Source organism: Collinsella sp. AF29-7AC, from assembly GCF_003475665.1.
Lineage (GTDB): Bacteria > Actinomycetota > Coriobacteriia > Coriobacteriales > Coriobacteriaceae > Collinsella.
This window is the reverse complement of sequence record NZ_QRQX01000028.1, coordinates 1-18,128: the sequence shown is the minus strand read 5'-3', so window position 1 is coordinate 18,128 and position 18,128 is coordinate 1. Positions and strand designations below refer to the sequence as shown.

At 58.5% G+C, this 18,128-nt stretch carries 15 protein-coding genes; 5 read left to right on the top strand and 10 right to left on the bottom strand.

Features of this window, described 5'->3' with window-relative positions:
- Positions 1–399, bottom strand: a 399-nt coding sequence (locus DWZ15_RS10595; RefSeq protein WP_369833334.1) for a helix-turn-helix domain-containing protein, incomplete at its 3' end; no start/stop codon positions are given.
- A gap of 93 nt (positions 400–492) precedes the next feature.
- On the opposite strand from DWZ15_RS10595, the gene DWZ15_RS09600 reads away from it, so the two are divergent.
- Positions 493–1,626 (top strand): LacI family DNA-binding transcriptional regulator, encoded by a 1,134-nt coding sequence (locus DWZ15_RS09600; protein WP_233544779.1) that lies wholly within the window; start codon positions 493–495, stop codon positions 1,624–1,626.
- A 212-nt stretch (positions 1,627–1,838) separates the two neighbouring features.
- Positions 1,839–3,044 carry an ATP-binding protein gene (locus DWZ15_RS09595; RefSeq protein WP_118450681.1) on the top strand — a complete coding sequence of 402 codons (1,206 nt, stop codon included), beginning with the start codon at positions 1,839–1,841 and terminating at the stop codon, positions 3,042–3,044.
- Positions 3,045–3,245: 201 nt separating this feature from the next.
- Here DWZ15_RS09595 and DWZ15_RS09590 read toward each other — a convergent pair whose 3' ends face one another.
- Positions 3,246–3,896: an HAD family phosphatase gene (locus tag DWZ15_RS09590; protein ID WP_118450679.1), complete on the bottom strand. Its 651-nt coding sequence runs from the start codon at positions 3,894–3,896 to the stop codon at positions 3,246–3,248.
- A gap of 173 nt (positions 3,897–4,069) precedes the next feature.
- Between DWZ15_RS09590 and DWZ15_RS09585 the strand changes: the two genes are divergently transcribed.
- Positions 4,070–4,948, top strand: a complete 879-nt coding sequence (locus DWZ15_RS09585) for an ATP-dependent sacrificial sulfur transferase LarE (protein WP_118450677.1) — start codon at positions 4,070–4,072, stop codon at positions 4,946–4,948.
- A 119-nt stretch (positions 4,949–5,067) separates the two neighbouring features.
- Here DWZ15_RS09585 and DWZ15_RS09580 read toward each other — a convergent pair whose 3' ends face one another.
- Together DWZ15_RS09580 and DWZ15_RS09575 are read right to left on the bottom strand one after the other, a co-directional pair.
- Positions 5,068–6,768: an ATP-binding protein gene (locus tag DWZ15_RS09580; RefSeq protein WP_118450675.1), complete on the bottom strand. Its 1,701-nt coding sequence runs from the start codon at positions 6,766–6,768 to the stop codon at positions 5,068–5,070.
- Between the two features lie 363 nt (positions 6,769–7,131).
- Entirely contained in the window at positions 7,132–7,782 is a 651-nt protein-coding gene (locus tag DWZ15_RS09575) for an HAD family phosphatase (protein WP_118450673.1), read from the bottom strand.
- A gap of 209 nt (positions 7,783–7,991) precedes the next feature.
- Here DWZ15_RS09575 and DWZ15_RS09570 point away from each other — a divergent pair, with 209 nt between their 5' ends.
- Entirely contained in the window at positions 7,992–8,975 is a 984-nt protein-coding gene (locus DWZ15_RS09570; protein ID WP_118450671.1) for a DNA/RNA non-specific endonuclease, read from the top strand.
- Positions 8,976–9,087: 112 nt separating this feature from the next.
- Here the strand turns inward: DWZ15_RS09570 and DWZ15_RS09565 are convergent, their stop codons facing one another.
- The 4 genes from DWZ15_RS09565 to DWZ15_RS09550 all read right to left on the bottom strand — a co-directional run bounded on the left by DWZ15_RS09565 (position 9,088) and on the right by DWZ15_RS09550 (position 13,938).
- A complete protein-coding gene (locus DWZ15_RS09565) occupies positions 9,088–11,163 on the bottom strand; it encodes a translation factor GTPase family protein (protein WP_118450669.1) in 2,076 nt (691 codons plus the stop codon).
- Positions 11,164–11,473: 310 nt separating this feature from the next.
- Positions 11,474–12,223 carry an amino acid ABC transporter ATP-binding protein gene (locus DWZ15_RS09560; RefSeq protein WP_199580070.1) on the bottom strand — a complete coding sequence of 250 codons (750 nt, stop codon included), beginning with the start codon at positions 12,221–12,223 and terminating at the stop codon, positions 11,474–11,476.
- Positions 12,224–12,276: 53 nt separating this feature from the next.
- A complete protein-coding gene (locus tag DWZ15_RS09555; RefSeq protein ID WP_233540548.1) occupies positions 12,277–12,930 on the bottom strand; it encodes an amino acid ABC transporter permease in 654 nt (217 codons plus the stop codon).
- Positions 12,931–13,080: 150 nt separating this feature from the next.
- Positions 13,081–13,938: a transporter substrate-binding domain-containing protein gene (locus tag DWZ15_RS09550; RefSeq protein ID WP_118450667.1), complete on the bottom strand. Its 858-nt coding sequence runs from the start codon at positions 13,936–13,938 to the stop codon at positions 13,081–13,083.
- Positions 13,939–14,287: 349 nt separating this feature from the next.
- Between DWZ15_RS09550 and rlmD the strand changes: the two genes are divergently transcribed.
- Positions 14,288–15,736, top strand: coding sequence for a 23S rRNA (uracil(1939)-C(5))-methyltransferase RlmD (gene rlmD, locus DWZ15_RS09545; protein WP_118450665.1), 1,449 nt, complete (start codon positions 14,288–14,290; stop codon positions 15,734–15,736).
- Positions 15,737–15,813: 77 nt separating this feature from the next.
- On the opposite strand, the gene DWZ15_RS09540 is transcribed toward rlmD, so the two are convergent.
- Both DWZ15_RS09540 and DWZ15_RS09535 read right to left on the bottom strand, forming a co-directional pair.
- Positions 15,814–16,635, bottom strand: coding sequence for a PHP domain-containing protein (locus DWZ15_RS09540; RefSeq protein ID WP_118450663.1), 822 nt, complete (start codon positions 16,633–16,635; stop codon positions 15,814–15,816).
- Positions 16,636–16,794: 159 nt separating this feature from the next.
- Complete coding sequence (locus tag DWZ15_RS09535; RefSeq protein WP_118450661.1) at positions 16,795–17,985, bottom strand: pyridoxal phosphate-dependent aminotransferase; 1,191 nt, start codon at positions 17,983–17,985, stop codon at positions 16,795–16,797.
- Between the last annotated feature and the right edge of the window lie 143 nt (positions 17,986–18,128).

Below are 18,128 nucleotides of genomic sequence, written 5' to 3'. Positions count from 1 at the left end.
GGCGGCGATGCCGAAGCGGGCCATCGCCGCCGACCGCGGCATCCCCTCGTCCACGACGGCCCTCGCGACGGCGAGCTTGGTCTCCATGTCGTAGGTCCTGCGGCTCTCGCCCATCCCGATCAGCCCCTTCCTCCCGGTTGCCCGGTACGCGTAGAGCCATTTTCTCACCGCCGGGGCGGGAACGTCGAGCCTCTTGGCCGCGAGTTCGAAGCCGAGGCCGGCCTCGAACAGGTCGGCGGCGCGTGCCCTCATCTCGCGACCGTATCTTGCCTTCTTCCTGCGGGGCATTTCCGATGCCTCCCTTTTCTCGAACCTTAATTTCAAAGTCCAAGAAATGGGATGCAGTTCATTTGTGGTGGTCGCGCTGGCAACGGCGTTTCCGCAGATAAAACCTGCCAAAATAAACCTGTCCCTAATTGGCAGGTTTTGACACCCTGGGGGCGGGCGATGCTACAATCGGACTTGTACTTGAAACGCATCAAAGGGGCCGCCATGGCAAAGGTAAAGATCAGCGACGTCGCGCGCGAGGCCGGGGTTTCGTTGGGCACGGTTTCCAACGCGCTCAACCATCCCGAAAAGCTGCGCCCCGAGACCCTCAAACTCATCAACGAGACCATCAATCGCCTAGGCTACCTGCCCAACCAAAGCGCTCGCCAGCTGGCCGGCGGCACCACTAAGTCCTTTGGCCTTGTCCTCCCCCGTCTCGATCACGGCTTTTCGCTCCAAATCGCCAGCGGTGCCCACAACGAGGCACGCAAGCACGGCTATGACTTGCTCATCGCCAATGCCGATAACGACGATACTCTCGAGGACCATTACCTGCGCTATTTTATGGGCACGCAGATGTCCGGCGTCATGGTTCAGCCCATGGCGTCCCTCGATTGGCACCCCGCCATGACCAAGATTCCCGTCCCCATCGTCCATTTGGACGTCCATTGTTCAGAACCCGGTTACTACGTGGCCGCCGACAACGAGGCACAGGGGCGCATTATCGCCGAGCTCGCCATCGCCCGCGGCGCACACCGCATCGTCGTTGTAGGCCGAGCGGCATTTATGCAGCTCACCCTGCGCGTCCTTGGCATCCACAAGGCACTTGCCCTGCATCCCGATATCAAAATTGAGGTCATCGATGCCGGAGAGTGGAATACCGCAGCCGACGGCTACAGCATCGGTACCCAGATTGCCGAACGCCCTGCTGACGAGCGCCCCGATTTTGTCATCGGCCTGACCGACGTATTGGCCTCGGGCGTTATCTCGGCGCTGACCGACAAGGGCATTTCCGTCCCCGGCCAGATTCTTGTTGCCGGCTGCGATGGCAACCCGCTTGCCTGGAGCGGATCGGTCCCCCTCACCACGGTTGCACCACCGGGCTACGAGATCGGCCGCAAGGGCGTGCAGCTGCTCATGGAACAAATCGAGGATAAACCTGCCGCCAAGACCAAACGAGTCCGCATCGGCTCCGCCGCGCGTACCGTCACCACGGTCACGACCGCCGAGGACATTAACCGCCAGGAGCTCGTGCGCCCCTTCTTACTCGAGCGCGTGAGCACCCAAAAGGCCGAGCAGCACCCGACGGGCCCATCCGCGGCCCCAATAACCGACATCAACCTGGGCGCCTACTTGTAACAAAAAACGCCGCAACGGAAACAGGCCCGCTGCGGCGTTTTTGCTGACCCCACGGGCCTTCCCCGTTTAGCCGAACCTGCGGCTACGGATATTTATGGAATGTAATCCATTTTTCATTAACTTTTTTGTTAAAATAGACTCAATTCCATATTTTTAGATATTTCCTATAAGTATTGATTTTGCTCCAGTTTTTTCGCCAAGAAAGGGGTTTCATGAATCTGATTGATCGCAAACAGTACCTCGACTGGCTCATTTCGTGGAAAGACTCGCACGTCATCAAGGTCGTTTCGGGCGTGCGAAGGTCCGGCAAATCAAAGCTATTCGAAATCTACCGTAGCTACCTGCGCGATCATGGAATCACAGGCGACCAGGTTATATCCCTCAACTTTGAAGACCTGGAGTTCGAGTCGCTTACGTCGTATAGAGCACTCTACGACTACATTTCCGCCAGACTCGTCCCCGATAAGATGAACTACGTTTTTCTGGACGAGATCCAGCACGTCGAGCATTTCGAAAAAGCCGTCGACAGTCTTTTTATCAAAGACAATGTCGACCTCTACATAACCGGTTCCAACGCCTATCTGCTCTCGAGCGAGCTGGCAACTTTGCTCTCCGGTCGCTACGTAGAGCTCAAGATGCTGCCCCTATCCTTTAAAGAGTTTTGCTCGGCAAAAACCAATGACGGAAAGGCTCCCGCGCAGTTGTTTGACGAGTACATCACCCGGGGCTCTTTTCCCTTTATCGCCGAGACGGGCATTCAGGGACCCCAGGCGCGCGATTATCTTATGAGCCTCTACGATACCATCGTCATACGCGACGTTATCGAACGCCTGAAGGTCTCGGACGTCCCGACCCTGCGCGATATCACCAAGTTCCTACTCCATAGCATTGGAAACCGGATCTCGATTAAAAAAATCTCCGACACGCTCTCGTCCAACGGCAACAAAACCGACCAGAAAACCGTAGCCAAGTACCTCAAAGGCTTAACAGACAGCCTTGTGCTGTACTATGCTCCGCGCTATAACGTGCGCGGTCGGCAGCTTCTTACAACAAACGGCAAATACTACGCCGTTGACCTTGGGCTTAGAGGCGCTCTTGTCAAAACCCAAAGCAGCGATATCGGTCATATCCTCGAAAATGTTGTCTATCTCGAGCTCCTACGCCGCGGATACGACGTCTACGTGGGCGATATCGACGGTGGGGAAATCGATTTTGTTGCCCTACGCTCAGACGAGACGGCCTATTTTCAGGTTTCAGCCACCACACTCGACGAAACCACCCTCAATCGAGAGTTGGCCCCCTTTAAAAAAGTCCGAGACAACTACCCCAAGACGCTTCTTACGCTCGACACGCTGTTTGCGAACGCGAACTACGAAGGAGTCCGCAAGCGCAACGTGATCGACTGGCTCCTGGAGTAACTTGTAGCGTCATAACCCTCCGCCAGCTCCTTACCAAGGCCGCAGCCCCAGTCGCTTAAAGCACAATGCCCCTCTTATCGGCCAAAACAGCAATCTTGGCGTGATAAAAGGGGCTGACGGCGTCAGCGCTTCCACGCAGGCGCCGTTGCCGTCACCGTCCCGCGGGATCGGGCGCGGGACATGGCGACTCGCGTACAAACGCTAGCGCACGGCCTTGACCGCCGCCGGCAGATCGAACAGCGTATCGAGCACAGCCTCGCAGCCGTCCACCACGTCCTGCGGCAGCGGCACGATATCGGGAACGGCAAAGACGTGGCAGCCGGCCGTGATGCCCGAGACGCAGCCGTTGCGGGAATCCTCGACCACGGCGCACTCCTCGGGGGCAAAGCCCGCGCGCACGCAGGCGAGCAGGTACATCTCGGGGTCGGGCTTGCCGTGTACGACGTCCTCGCCGCAGGTCACCGTCTCAAACTTATCAAAGAGGCCGACCATCTTGAGGTTGCGCTCGGCCGTAACGTGGCGCGACGACGTCGCAAGACCCACGTGATAGCCCGCAGCCAGCAGCTCGTCCAAGCACTCGGCGGCACCGGCCTTAAGCTCCAGATCGGTCTTGACCATCTCGTCGCGAATCTCCCTATGGCGACGATAGATTGCCTCAGCGGTTTCGCGGCTGCCGTAATGCCCATCAAGGATCTCCATGACATCGGGCAGCGTGCGGCCGATAAACTGATGGATCAGCGCATCGTCAATCGCGAATCCCAGCTCGGCCGCGCCCGCCTTCCACGCCTTGATACCCAAACGCTCGGTGTCGACCAGCGTTCCGTCCATGTCAAAAATAACGGCCTTGATCATATCGGTCCCCCATCTCTTCGCGCTGCTGTACTCCCGCAACTTTACCGCACCTGTAAACTTGTATATAACGTATATAGCATATTGCACTTTCGTTACATAGATAGAAGTCTTATGACAAGCGACTCGGTAGGATTATAGTTTTCGACCGAGTACATATTGGTAAGGATCAATTCATGTTTTCAGACACTACCGCGCCCGCAGAGGGGCTTCAGGACAAACTCGCAGCGCTCGAGCAGCTGCTTTTAGCATACGGACGCGTCGCCATCGGCTTTTCCGGTGGCGTCGACAGCAGCTTTTTGGCCGCGGTCTGCGCCCGCATCATGCCCGCCAGCACGCTTCTCGTTCACCTCACCACGCCGCTCATCGGCACGCCCGAGCAGGCTTCGTTTGAGCGGGCGGTTGACGGGCAGGCCGATGAGGGGCCGCACTTCAAGCTTCCCGTACTCAACCTCTCGGTCGATCAGCTGCAGCTCCCCCAGGTAGCCTGCAACGACGCCGACCGCTGCTACCACTGCAAGCGCGCCGGCTTTACCGCCATCGTCAATCACGCCAGGTCGCTGGGCTTTCCCACCGTCATCGACGGCAGCAACGCAAGCGACCGCGGCGACTACCGCCCCGGCATGCGCGCCGCCCAGGAGCTCGGCGTGCGATCGCCGCTTATGGAGGTCGGTTTTACCAAGGACGAAGAGCGCGAGCTGCTGCGCGCCTGGGGATACCCCGTTTGGAACCTGCCAGCAGGAGCCTGCCTGGCCACGCGCGTCCCCACGGGCGAGGAGCTCACGCGCGAGAAGGTCGATGTAATCCGCACCTGTGAGGACTACCTGCACGACCTTGGCCTGGACCAGGTCCGCGCACGCCTCGTCGGCGGCTGCATGCATATCGAGGCCGAGCCGGCAGACGTCGCCAAGATCGCCGCCCTCAGCGATGCCGCCGTCGACGCCGAAGGCAAGACCCCGCTGCCCGCCGCTATCGAATCTGCCCTGCGCAACCTGGGCTGCGGCCACGTCTCCCCCGAGGTAACCCCCTACATCCACGGCAACATGAACCAGTAACCTACCAAAAAGGGACAGGTTTATTTTGGCAAGTTTTATCTGGGGAAATATCGCAGGGCAACCGCCTCTCTAGCATCCATCTATCTTTGAGAGACACTAGAGAGGCGACTCAGCCACATCTACCTCTTCCGATAGCGGCGGTTGCGGCTCGTCGATGAACCCATTACTTCAATGAGTCCTTTATCCGCCATTTTTGGCAGATGGTAACGGACGGACGAAATCTTGACCCCCGATGCAACCGCTATTTCTCGCGCCGTCATATCCATTCCGGCGCTGAGAGCCTCCAGGATCCTATCCGCCGTCGAAGCTGACGATTCTCTGCTCATATCGATAATTTCAAACGTGTCTTTGCCACATTTTGACAGGACATGTTTATCGACAAGGCCCCCGCAGATCAGGCGAATGTCATCCGAATCCCACTTCAAAGCCTCTCGTATTTTTTGAACATCGCATACGCACCCATGCTCCCGCATAAACATGAGCAATGTTTCCTCGCGATGCGTCAGTTCGGTGTCCACATGGCCCTGAATCCACATGCGGTTTTCAGCAAGCTCCGCCCCGTGCCGGGAAAGCACCACCGTAAACGAATCGGCCTTAACGATAAATTTCGGCCTGCCAAGCGAACGAGACTCCATCTCGCGAATCATAGCCGGGATGCCAGATCCCTGACTTTCCGCAACGGCCCCCTCAGCATGCTCTAACGGCGTCGCCCCCATCAGACTCATGAGCTTTGGGTTTCGGCAGCGCGATTCCCCGTCCGCAAGATTGTCCACCGTCTTTCCGCCCCAAAGCCCGCCGGGGTTTTTGATTTCTATTCTGTCTGGGTAGATATCGACGCTCACGGCCTGCCCCACAAACATGGGCGAATACTCTCGATGGATACAGGCATTCGCCAAGGCCTCGCGCAAAACCTCCTGGGGTACTTCCCAATCTTCCCTTCTACCAGCGCCTCGCACTATCGCCGCTTTGCGCAAGTTTCGTCCGATCGCAGCGAGGGCATCTTCGATGCAAGCCGGAATCGGGCCATCGCACAACTGGCGGTCAATAAACCGGGGTTGCCCAGGAGCAGATTTTTCCACATCGGAATGAACGGCGACATCGATCATCAGCTTGGGATAGAACTGCTGGGGGTAAATTCCCGCCGACAGCAGCCCCGCGAGCTTCACAGCTCCATCCTTTGTAGTGATATTGAGTCTGGCCAGCTGCTTTTCCAGCGTATCGGCCCCGCGCAAAACGCGCGGGGTCTGCAGCCGGCGATTTGCGATAATGGACCGCACGACATCTGGATCCAAATCCTCGACTTTTGCCTCCGAAACCACCGTACCGTCTGCATCACTCGGAAGCAACGCACTCTGTAGCTCATATAGCTCAGCGGGCGACATCTTGATATCTTTATCATCCACGCGCTTGTAGCTACCGTTCTGCACGCCGCGCACGCCGATATAGCATGGCTTCGCTTTGAGCTCAAGTTCAAAGATGCGCACCAGAAGTACCTGGAGCCCGTCAACCTCGCCTCGATCAAGCTCATACCGTGGCGCATGGGTCACCACCGCCGTTGAGCCTCCGTCTCCGATACCCGAAACAAACTGGTCGCGTACCCTGTCGATAGCAAAGTTGGCAGAAGGAACAAATCCTTTGGCTTCGTTCAGGCCCAAAATAATGAGCCCGCCCGCAGTGTTCGCAAAAGCACTCACTGTCTCCCATACGTCTGCACTCAATTTATTCGTGCAGGCTTTAACTTCTACCGATGCGTCATCGGTCCCCCGCCTGCGAAGGCGCTCAACGATAAGGCCAAGAGGTTCATCCAACAGCATTGGCATTCCGTCTCTCTAAAACAATAGATTTATCTCTCTAAAGCTTAGTATATCTCTCTAACTTTAGAGAGATGAGCACTCTCTTTTAGAGAGAAATTTAGAGAGATGTATCGAATTCACTGCTAGATTACCTAAGGCCATCTCTCTAACCGACTTTCTCTTTAGAGAGACGTTTAGAGAGACGAGCGCATCTCTCTAACCATGGGCTCCGCTCTTTAAAGCGTACACATCCCAACCGTGCCATAAGTTGCGGCGGGCATTCCCCCGCCAACCCGCCAAAAGAGGACGGGTATATTTTGGCAGGTTTTATCTGGGGAAACGCAAGTAGAGCCACGCCGAAGCCACCGTCATCAGCCTCGGCGCATACCTTTAGCGCACGGCCCTGACCGCCGCCGTCAGATCGAACAGCGTATCGAGCACGGCCTCGCAGTCATCTACCACGTCCTGCGGCAGCGGCACGATATCGGGAACGGCAAAGACATGGCAGCCGGCCGCGACGCCCGAGACGCAGCCGTTGCGTGAGTCCTCGACCACGGCGCATTCCTCGGGAGCAAAGCCCGCGCGCTCGCAGGCGAGCAGGTAGATCTCGGGATCGGGCTTGCCGTTCAGGGTATCCTCGTTGCAGGTCACCGTTTCAAACTTGTCAAAGAGGCCGACCGTCTTTAGGTTGCGCTCGGCCGCAACGCGGCGCGACGACGTCGCAAGGCCCACGTGATAGCCCGCAGCCAGCAGCTCGTCCAAGCACTCGGCGGCGCCGGCCTTAAGCTCCAGATCGGTCTTGACCATCTCGTCGAGAGCATCCCTGTAGCGGGCTTCGACCGTCTCGACGATTTCGCGGCTGCCGTAATGCTCCTCAAGGATGTCCCTGACATCAGGCATCGAGCGACCGATAAACTGATGGACCAGCGCATTGTCAACCGCAATCCCCAGCTCGGCAGCACCCACCTTCCATGCCCTCATGTCCAAACGCTCGGTATCGATCAGCGTTCCGTCCATGTCAAAAATGACAGCCTTGATCATATCGGTCCCCTTCGCCGGCTTGCGTTACCGCAACCCTACCCCACTTTGTAACTTGTATATAACGTATATAGCATATTTGGCTTTCGTTACATGAATCAATAACCTACCAAAAAGGGACAGGTTTATTTTGGCAGGTTTTATCTGGGGAAACGACCTGCGGCGTCTCCTGCTAGACTGGTAGATTCGCAACCGACTACCCAGGAGCCCCCATGTCGCGCAAGTCCGCCCACAAGCAAGTACTTTCCATCGGCACCGCCGTGGTGCTGGGATTTGCGCTGTTTACAGGATCGCTCGACGGGGCGCCCAAGCTGCTGTCGCCGCAAAGCGATGAGCAGGCGGCGGCCCTGGCCGAGAAGCAAAACGAGAGCCCCAGCCGCACCGACGACGAGGCGGACCTGGTCGCCCGGCTCGAATCGGGGACGGCAAGCTCCGAGGACTCCGAAGGCGGCCAAAGCACCGGCGATGGCTCCGAATCCACCACAACCGGCACCGGCGACGACACTTCCGCAGATAGCACTGCCATCCCCATTGATGAAGTCGAAAATCCCGATCAAGACCGCGCGCGCGGCGTATACCTCACCAGCATTCCCGACTACTCCGGTAACCCCTACGTCGCCCTTCGCGCCGATGGTACGCACTCGCTCGGCACGCCGTCGTTCACGCTCGATGAATACGAGCGCGCCACCGAAGAAGGCTGCTTTAAGAAGTTCTCTAAACTCGACAGCCTGGGCCGTACCCGCAAAGCACTCGCCTGCATAGGACCCGAATCGCTCGGTCAGGGCAAGCGCGGCGATATCTCGCGTATCCACCCCGCCGGATGGCGCCAGCAGCGCTACGACTTTATTCCAGGCCAGAGCCTCTATAACCGCTGCCACCTTATCGCTTGGTCGCTCTGCGGCGAAAACGCCAACCGCAAAAATCTCCTGACCGGCACGCGTTATCTCAACGAAACGGGCATGCTGCCCTTTGAGGAGCAGATCCTCGACTACATCCGCGACACTGGTAACCATGTGCTCTACCGCGTCACGCCCATGTACAACGAAGAGGAACTTCTCTGCCGCGGCGTGCGCCTTGAGGCCCAATCGGTCGAGGATCACGGCAAGACGCTGTGCTTCCACGTGTACTGCTATAACCTGCAACCGAATGTGCAGATCGACTACGCCACCGGCCGCAACCAGGCGTCAGGGGACTAGCCCTACCCACGACAAGAACCGATTTGCAATCCCCTAGGGATCAAAAAAGGCCGCTCCGGATCACCCAGAGCGGCCCTTGCATCGACATGCGTGGCGCAGACAAAGCCACACGTTACTTAGCTCGGCCCTCCTCATAGCGCTCGACCAGCTTGGCCTGAACGTCATAGGGAACCTGCTCGTAGCCGGCGGGCTTCATGGTAAAGTCACCCGTGCCGCGCGTGATGGAGCGCAGGCGCGTCGAGTAATCCGTCAGCTCGGCCAGCGGCGCCTGGGCAATGACCACGGTGTCTCCGCGCTCATCGGTCTCCATGCCCGTCACGCGACCGCGCGAGGCCGAGATGTCGCCCATCACGGCGCCGGCGTAGCTCTCGGGGATCGTCACCGTGATTTCCTCGATAGGCTCCAGCACCACTGGATCGGCATCGGCGCATGCCTTGCGCAGGCCGATGCGAGCCGCTGCGCGGAACGCCATCTCGTTGGAGTCGACGCTGTGATACGAACCGTCGTACACAGCCACGCGAATGCCCGTGAGCGGGTAGCCGGCAATAATACCGTCCTTCATGGTCTCCTGGACGCCCTTGTCCACGGCGGGAATCAGCGAGCGCGGAATGCGACCGCCCACGACCTCGTCAACAAACTCATAGCCGTCGCTCGTGCCGTCGGGCCCAATGAGCGGCTCCACGCGCAGCCAGCAGTCGCCGTACTGACCGGCGCCGCCGGTCTGCTTCTTGTGGCGACCCTGGGCGCTCGCCGTGCGGCGGATGGTCTCGCGATACGGAATGCGGATCGGCACGCTCTTGGCGGCGACCTTGGTGCGGTCCTCCAGACGGTTGAGCAGCACCGAAACCTGTGCCTCACCAACGGCAGAGATAATGGTCTGGCCAGTCTCCTCGTCGCGGTCGATGCTCATGGTCGGGTCTGCCTTGCAGGCCTTCTCGATAAACGTGTAGAGCTTCTCTTCGTCGCCGCGATTCTCGGCCTCGATGGCGATGCGGTACTGAGAGTTGGGGAACTTAAACGCCGCAGCCTCGACCTTACCGGTAATGGAAAGCGTATCGCCCGTCTCGGCCGCCAGCTTGGGCGCCACGATGATGTCGCCGGCATAGGCGTGACCGACCTCGGTCATGTCGCGACCGCACATCACATACAGGTGAGCCAGACGGTCGCCCTTGCGCGTGCGCGCGTTGATCAGCTCAAGACCCGGCTCAAGCGTACCCGTCAGCACCTTGATAAAGCTGATGCGACCCTGCTGCGGATCGGCCAGCGTCTTAAACACAAACGCCACCGGACGGTCATCGTCACTCGAGATCTTAAGCGAATCGCCGTCGATGAGCGGCATCTCGCCGTAGTCGGTCGGCGCCGGAAAGTACGTCGCGATGTCGTCCATCAGCGAGTTGACGCCCTGCTCCTTAATGCAATCGCCCGCAAAGACCGGCACAAAGATGCGCTCGGCGATCGCCTTCGACAGCAGGCCTTCAAGCTCCTCCTGCGTCAGCGTCTCCTCGCCTTCCAAGTACTTCATCATCAGCTCGTCGTCAGCCTCGGCCACCAGCTCGCACAGATGGTCATGGGCTTCCTCGGCCTGGGCACGATACTCCTCGGGAATCTCCGACTCAACGGCTTCGGTGCCGTTGCAATGGCGCGCTTTCATGCGCACCAGGTCGATGATGCCGTCAAAGTCCTCGCCCTCGCCCCAGGGAAGGGTCACGGCGCCCAGGCGCGTGCCAAAGCGCTCCTGCAGCAGGTCCATCGTGGTCGCAAAGCTGGCCTCGGAGCGCGACAGGCGGTTTACGAACACCGCACGCGCCAGGCGCAGGTCCTCGGCGGCATACCAGAGCTTAACCGTCGTAGGCTGCGGGCCGGCCTCGGCGTCGACCACAAACAGAGCCGTCTCGCAGACGCTCATCGCGGCAAAGGCGTCGCCGATAAAATCGGGGTAGCACGGGGCATCGAGCACATTGATGCGCGCGCCCTTCCAGTCGATCGGCGCAATGGTCGTCGAGATGGAAAATGCACGCTTAACCTCTTCGGGGTCATAGTCGAGCGTGGGCTTGGTGCCGTCGTGGCCGCCCAGGCGGGCGGTCTTGCCGGAAAGGTGGAGCATGGCTTCGGCGAGTGAAGTCTTGCCCACCCCGCCTTGGCCTACGAGCACCACGTTCCTTACGTTACCGGTCTTGGGAGCACCCATGATGACCTCCTTGCAGGGCCGCGCGCAATGCGCGACGCCAACGGGGAGAGTTCGCGGTCGGTGCCGTCCCGGGAGCAGCATGGTCGGCAGCCGAGCCGACTCACCCTCCAAATGTCCTATGCCACCACCCTACCCTCACGGGCGGCTGTCCATGCAGACCTTTCGGCACGCGTATGAATACAGGCGGCGAGAGGAAGAGACAAGCTTGTGAGGCGATTATTGAACCCCGTCGATGCAAACAAAAAGCCGCCACAGACCGTAAGACCTGCGGCGGCTTCGCCTCAATTAATAGTTGAGTAAATACCTGAGCCTAACCCTCGATACGGCTCAAGAACTCACGCGTGCGCTGCTCGCGCGGATGGCCGATAACCTGATCGGCAGGCCCCTCCTCGACAATGCGGCCGCCATCCATAAAGACCACGCGGTCGGCAACATCGCGCGCAAACTGCATTGCGTGGGTCACGATCACCATCGTCATGTTCTGCGCAGCGAGGTCCTTAATGACACGCAGCACCTCGGCCGTCAGCTCGGGGTCGAGCGCCGAGGTCGGCTCGTCAAAGAACAGGATCTCCGGGTCGAGCGCTAGGGCGCGGGCAATACTCACGCGCTGCTGCTGACCGCCCGAAAGCTCACACGGAACCTTGTTCTCGTTGCCCACAAGCCCCATCTGCGCGATCAGCTCGCACGCACGTGCCTCCACCTGCTCGCGCGGGCGCTTGAGCACACGGATCGGAGCGTCGGTGATGTTTTTCATCACGGTATAGTGCGGAAACAGATTGTAGTTCTGAAACACCAAGCCAAACCGCGAGCGCGCCTGCTTGGGCACATCGCCTTTCGCATATACCGTGCCCGAGCCCGCATCCGTCGCAACGGCAAGGTCGCCAAACGAGAGCGAGCCGCCGTCGAGCGTCTCGAGCAGTGTGGCGCAACGCAGCAGCGTGGACTTGCCGCCACCCGAAGGCCCGATAATCGCCACGACCTCGCCACGCTTCACCTCAAGCGAGATATCCTTGAGCACCTCATTGCCGCCAAACGCCTTGCGCGCGTTCGATATATTCATTACCGTTCCGGACACGGGAACCTCCATGTGTTTGAAAAGCACGACGGAACAGGCTAGTCGTGGTAGTAGTCAAGTCGCTTTTCGGCAGCGCCAAGCAGCATCTCGACGACGAAGTTAAAGACCCAGTAAATCAGCGCCGCAATTGCAAACGGCACCATGCTCACCTGCGAGGCGACCAGCGCCTTGGCCGTCGAGAACATCTCGCCCACGCCGATGGCGAACGCCAGCGACGTGTCCTTGACCAGTGTGATGATCTCGTTGCCCATCGCCGGCAAAATGCGCTTGGCGACCTGCGGCATCACGATATACAGAAACGTCTGCATGCGCGAGTAGCCCAGCACCTCGGCAGCCTCGTATTGACCGCGCGGAATGGACTGCAGGCCCGAGCGATAGATCTCGGCAAAGTAACCGGCGTAGTTGATGATGAACGCCACGACGCACGCCGTCCACTTGGAATCGGGCGTGAGCGAAATGCCAAACACATAGTACGGGGCAAAGTAGATGGCAAACATCTGCAGCATGAGCGGCGTACCGCGCATGACCGAGATATAGATGCGCGCAATCCAACGAAGCGGCGCGATTTTGCTCATGCGCATAAACGCCACGGGGATTCCCAGCGGAATCGACCCGAGTAGCGTCAGTACAAACAGCTGCAAGCTGACCAAGAAACCCTGGCCAAGCATCTGCATCATGACCTGAATAGACAACCTAAGCTCTCTTTCGCGACAACAGAACAGCGAACCCAATACTAAAGCGGGTTTTCCAGGTGCCCGAGTTTGCCGTGAAAGAGAAGCGCCGTGTACTAAATGTACGCAAGCGACGGTTTGAACGGCAAAATCGGGTGCCTGGGAAAGCCGCTATTTCAAAACCCAGTTGTCGAAGGACAGACCGTATTCTGCGCATTTATCGCACAGGTCCTTGACCGTGCCGTCCTCGTAGAGCGCCTTGAGCGACTCGCTCACGGCATCGGCTGACTTGGTGTCGCCCTTCTTAAAGCCAACGGCGTAGTGCTCGCTGGACAGCGGCTTGTCGAGCTGCGTATAGGCATCGGGCTTGGCGGCAAGCTGATACTGAGCGATCGAGAGGTCACAGGCAACGGCATCGACTGCACCACTCTCGAGCTGCATAAACGCCGTGTTGTACTCACCGATGGTATCGAGCGTGGCAAACGTCGCGGCCAGATCCTTCTGATCGCCCTCGAGCACATCCTGCGCAGCGGAATCAGTCTGGGTAATCACGGTCTTGCCGGCAAGATCGTCCCAGCTCTTGATACCCGCGTCCTTCTTGACCACGAGCACCTGCTCGTTGAGCATGTAAGGCTCGGAGAACGTGTAGTCGTCCTCACGGCCCTCCATGGTAAAGCCGTTCCAGATGCAGTTGATGGCGCCCGAGTTAAGCAGCGTATCCTTGGCGTCCCAGTCGATGGCCTCGTAATCGACATCCCAGCCCTGCTTATCGGCAACGGCCTTGGCGAGGTCGAGGTCAAAGCCGGTGTACTCGCCATCATCGCCCACAAAACCGTACGGAGGGTAGGACTTGTCAAAGCCCACGACGAGCTTCTGGGACTCCGCTGCGCCCTTCACGTCCTTGGCTGCGGCAGAACCGGCAGCGGAGCCCTTGCCGGCACCGCCACAGCCAACCAGGCCAAGGCCTAGAACCGTAGCGAGTGAGCCGGCTAGACCAACAAACTCACGACGAGACATATCGGTATTCATGGTATTCCCCCTTGATAGCACTTTAGTTAAGTAAAGTAAATCATGTAACGTTCAGAATCATACACTTTAGTGAGATGGAGTACAAGGGAGGGCTTGCCCGGCGTGGGCGGGGAGCGGCGCGTAATTAAGTTTCCTGCTCTACAGTCCTGCGCAAGACGGAAAGCACATTAAGTGCTTTCCTTTGCGTGCGGAACTCGCGATAAACTTAATTACGCGCCGCTCCCCGCCCACGCCGGGCAAACATCGTTGGACTTATCACTGACATGAAATGGGCGCTTGCATATCGTCCGCTAGCTTGGCACGGTACAATGCTTTCAGATTTCAATTTGTAAATAAGTGGAGTTAATTCATGGCAGAATCTCGTGCGGAGCGTAAGGCTCGTCGTGCTTTGATCGAGGCGGCTGAGGGGTCAGGGGAGAAAAAATCTTCTAAGAAATCCAAGGCGTCTCAGGATGCGAAGGGTAAGTCGACCAAGGGCAAAGCTAAGGCCAGACGTTCTGGCTCTCGTCGGGAAGAGAATAAGGCGCCTCAAAGTCGCTCCAAGCGCCCGCATATCGATTCGGTTCCGTCTGCGCGCAAGGCTGTGGATCCCAAGTCCCCCTGCTCCATCATGAAAGCTTGTGGTGGGTGTACGGCGCTCAATCGTCCTTATAAGAAGCAGTTGGCGGCCAAGCAGGCTGCTATGGAGGAGCTGTTTGCTGAGCTCTGTGAGCGCGAGGGTATTGCCGTTGATCCCATTCGCGGTATGGGTGTTACCCTGGGCGACCCGGGCAAGTATTCTGCGCCGCGTGGTTTTCGTCATAAGGCCGCCACTCCGTTTGCTCCCGGTAAGGAGGGCACTGTCCGTTGCGGTTTCTTTGAGCGCGGCACGCACAAGATCGTTGCCGTACCCGAGTGTCCTGTCGAGGCGCCGGGCGCTCGTCAAATTCTCAACGGCATCGCTCGCGAGGCCGAACGTCTGCATATTCCTGCCTTTAACGAAGACAAGCATCTAGGGCTGCTCCGCTATGCCGTCGTTCGCTGCGGCTGGCGCACCGACCAGATTATGGTCACCCTCGTGACCGCTCAGCACGACCTGCCGCATGCGCAGGAGTTCTTTGAGGCTGTCGCCGCACTCGATCCGCATATCGCCACCGTCGCCCAAAATATCAATGGCCGTCCCGGTAACGCCATCTTGGGTGAGGAGACTCGTATCGTCTATGGCGCCGAGTGCATGCGCGACCAGCTGCTCGGTTGCGAATTCGATATCTCCCCCACCGCGTTCTATCAGACCAATCCGCAGCAGACCGAGCTGCTCTATCAGCTCGCGATTGACGGCATGGACCTGCAGCAGGGTGACATTCTTATGGACGCTTACTGCGGCAGCGGCACCATCGGTCTTTGCGCAGCTAAAGAAGCCCAGGACAGAAGTGTCGGCATTATGCTGCTCGGCGTGGAGCGCAACCCGGCGGGCATTGCCGACGCACGTCGCAATGCCGAGCTCAACGGCCTCACCCGCAGCGCTTGGTTTATGGCCGACGACGCCACCGATTACATCCTGGACGCTGCCGATAACAACGAGCGCGTTGACGTTCTCTCCATCGACCCGCCGCGCGCCGGCTCCACCCCCGAGTTCCTCGAAGCCGCCTGCGCACTCAAGCCGCGCCGCATCACCTATATCAGCTGCAACCCCGTGACCCAAGAGCGTGACCTGCACCAGCTCCTCGACGGAGGCTATCGCCTGCTCAAGATCACGCCGGTCGACATGTTCCCCCATACCGACCACACCGAAACCGTAGCGATCCTCGAGCGCCGCTAACCAACACCGGTAGATTTTTGGGACAAGAAGGGGGCGGCCCGTCTGGACCGCCCCCTTTCGTTGGATATATGAGCCCGTTACATGCTCTTGTGCAGGTCACACACGCCGGCTGCCGCCATCTCGCGCAGCAGCGTCTCGCGATCGCGCGTCACGATCAGGTCCAGCGGGAAGTGAATCTCATCGAGCATATTGCGCGCCTGATCGAGCTTGCCAATTGCCATACCAATGTGCGCGTCGGTCGAGACGCCAATCCCCACGCCCAGTTCGGCGCAGCGCTCGGCAATCTTGCGGCAAGCGCCCCAATGCTCGGCATCGGTACCATGCTCAAGACTATGGTTGTTAATCTCGATAATCTTGTGTTTAGCCTTTGCCGCCAACAACACCTCATCGATATCAAAGGAAACACCCGAGCGACCCGTGTGGCCCAGCATAAACACTTTGGGGTGCTCCAGAGCATTGATATACATCTCGGTCGTCTGGGCGAGCGTCGCGCCTTCAGCGAGCTGCGGATTATGCACACTCGCAACCAAATAATCCAAATTGCGCGTAACCAAATCGAACAGCGAATGCTCACGACTATACGAATCGCCGGCAATATCGAGCGAAACGGGAATGTCCTCGCCAAATAGGCTTCCGTCCAGCGAAACGATATCAGCCTCGGCACCACGCAGCACCAGCACGCCGCTCCAAATGCGCGGCCAGATATCCTGGTTGATAAAGAACTGGTAACTGCGCAGGTCATTGGGGCAGGCTGTAACCATAGAGCTCAGATGGTCGGCAGATCCGAGCACCTGCAGACCACGCTCTGCCGCCCAGTACACATTCTCCTCAATGGTCGAATATGCATGCGCAGAGAACATCGTATGAGTATGAATATCACAAGAAAGAAGGTAGGGCATCGGGTCTCCTTATCCAGTGTGGCCGTCGCGTATATTCATTGTACGCATAGCTTTCGGCAGTCGTAAAACCGCTTCATCCCAATCACACAACGGCATAGACAACGGGGTCTGGCTTAAAACCAAACCCCGTTTCACGTAAAACATTGTAAGCAGAGCGCTTTACTTTCGACGATATTCGTCGGCCAGCTGCTTCCAGGCAGGCAGCGAGTTGACGATTGTCTCATAGCTCACGCAGTAGCCCAGGCGGAACCAGCCCGGCATGCCAAAGCTATCCGAAGGCACCGCGAGCAGCTCGTACTTCTTCGCGCGCTCGCAAAATGCATTTGCATCGGGCTCGAGCGCCTTCACCCACAGGTAGAAAGCACCGTCCGGCTCAACATAGGTGTAGCCGTACTCCGCCAATGCATCGGTGAGCGCCGTGCGGTTGCGTGCATAGGCCTCAACGTCACTCGGCTCATCGATGCAATCGATAATCACGCGCTGGAAGAGCGCCGGTGCGCACACAAAGCCCAGCGTACGGGCGGCACCCGCAACAGCCGGCATCAGACGCACCGCCTGCGGGTTGGTGTTGGGAACCAAAATCCAGCCCACGCGCTCGCCCGGCAGCGACAGCGACTTGGAGTACGAATAGCACACGATGGTGTGCTCGTAGATCGAAGGCACCCAAGGCACCTCGGCGCCATAGACAATCTCGCGATACGGCTCATCCGAGATAAGCATGATCGGGTTCTCGGGATCGCGCTTGGCGTTGACCTCGCGCAGAACATTGGCCAGTCGCGTCAGCGTGTCGCGCGTATACACGGCACCGGTCGGGTTGTTTGGCGAGTCGATAATGACGGCCGCCGTTTTATCGGTAATCGCCTTGAGCACATTACCCACGCTCAGCTGGAACGTGTCTTCATTGGCGGGCACCTCGACACACGTACAGCCGGCCTTCTCAATCCACACGCGATACTCCGGGAAGTACGGGGCGATAACAATAACCTCGTCCCCCGGATTCGTAACAGCATTGAGCGTACAGGTGAGCGAAGCCGCCGCGCCCACGGTCATAAAGACATCCTTGCCCTCATAGCTCGTGCCGAAACGGCGATTGAGCGACTCAGCCACGGCGGTACGGCACTGCGGCAAACCCGGTGCAGGCGTGTATCCATGCAGCTGGTCGCTCGGCAGCTCCAAGGCCTTCTTAATGGACTCAGCCACGGCGGCAGGCGCCGGAACACTCGGGTTTCCCAGCGAAAAATCGAATACGTTCTCTGCACCGATCTGTGCCTTGCGCTCAAGGCCATAGCTAAAAATCTCACGGATGATGGAACTTTCCGCACCGCGAGCAAACATAGTTTCGTTGATCATCTGTTCCCCTTTCGCATAGGCGCTATTGTACGCTTTAGCCAACTAGAGCGCCACAATGTTGATTGGGGACAGACTTAAATGCGTGAAAACGCTCATTTGAACTGCATCCCATTTCTTGGACTTTGAAATTAAGGTTCGAGAAA

What these genes read in the sequence shown, in the direction of transcription:
- DWZ15_RS09590 (WP_118450679.1), bottom strand. Translation starts at nt 3,896, where the DNA reads ATGATCAAGGCCGTTATTTTTGACATGGACGGAACGCTGGTCGACACC.
- DWZ15_RS09560 (WP_199580070.1), bottom strand. Translation starts at nt 12,223, where the DNA reads ATGAATATATCGAACGCGCGCAAGGCGTTTGGCGGCAATGAGGTGCTC.
- rlmD (WP_118450665.1), top strand. Translation starts at nt 14,288, where the DNA reads ATGGCAGAATCTCGTGCGGAGCGTAAGGCTCGTCGTGCTTTGATCGAG.
- DWZ15_RS09585 (WP_118450677.1), top strand. Translation starts at nt 4,070, where the DNA reads ATGTTTTCAGACACTACCGCGCCCGCAGAGGGGCTTCAGGACAAACTC.
- DWZ15_RS09570 (WP_118450671.1), top strand. Translation starts at nt 7,992, where the DNA reads ATGTCGCGCAAGTCCGCCCACAAGCAAGTACTTTCCATCGGCACCGCC.
- DWZ15_RS09540 (WP_118450663.1), bottom strand. Translation starts at nt 16,635, where the DNA reads ATGCCCTACCTTCTTTCTTGTGATATTCATACTCATACGATGTTCTCT.
- DWZ15_RS09595 (WP_118450681.1), top strand. Translation starts at nt 1,839, where the DNA reads ATGAATCTGATTGATCGCAAACAGTACCTCGACTGGCTCATTTCGTGG.
- DWZ15_RS09600 (WP_233544779.1), top strand. Translation starts at nt 493, where the DNA reads ATGGCAAAGGTAAAGATCAGCGACGTCGCGCGCGAGGCCGGGGTTTCG.
- DWZ15_RS09580 (WP_118450675.1), bottom strand. Translation starts at nt 6,768, where the DNA reads ATGCCAATGCTGTTGGATGAACCTCTTGGCCTTATCGTTGAGCGCCTT.
- DWZ15_RS09550 (WP_118450667.1), bottom strand. Translation starts at nt 13,938, where the DNA reads ATGAATACCGATATGTCTCGTCGTGAGTTTGTTGGTCTAGCCGGCTCA.
- DWZ15_RS09575 (WP_118450673.1), bottom strand. Translation starts at nt 7,782, where the DNA reads ATGATCAAGGCTGTCATTTTTGACATGGACGGAACGCTGATCGATACC.
- DWZ15_RS09535 (WP_118450661.1), bottom strand. Translation starts at nt 17,985, where the DNA reads ATGATCAACGAAACTATGTTTGCTCGCGGTGCGGAAAGTTCCATCATC.
- DWZ15_RS09565 (WP_118450669.1), bottom strand. Translation starts at nt 11,163, where the DNA reads ATGGGTGCTCCCAAGACCGGTAACGTAAGGAACGTGGTGCTCGTAGGC.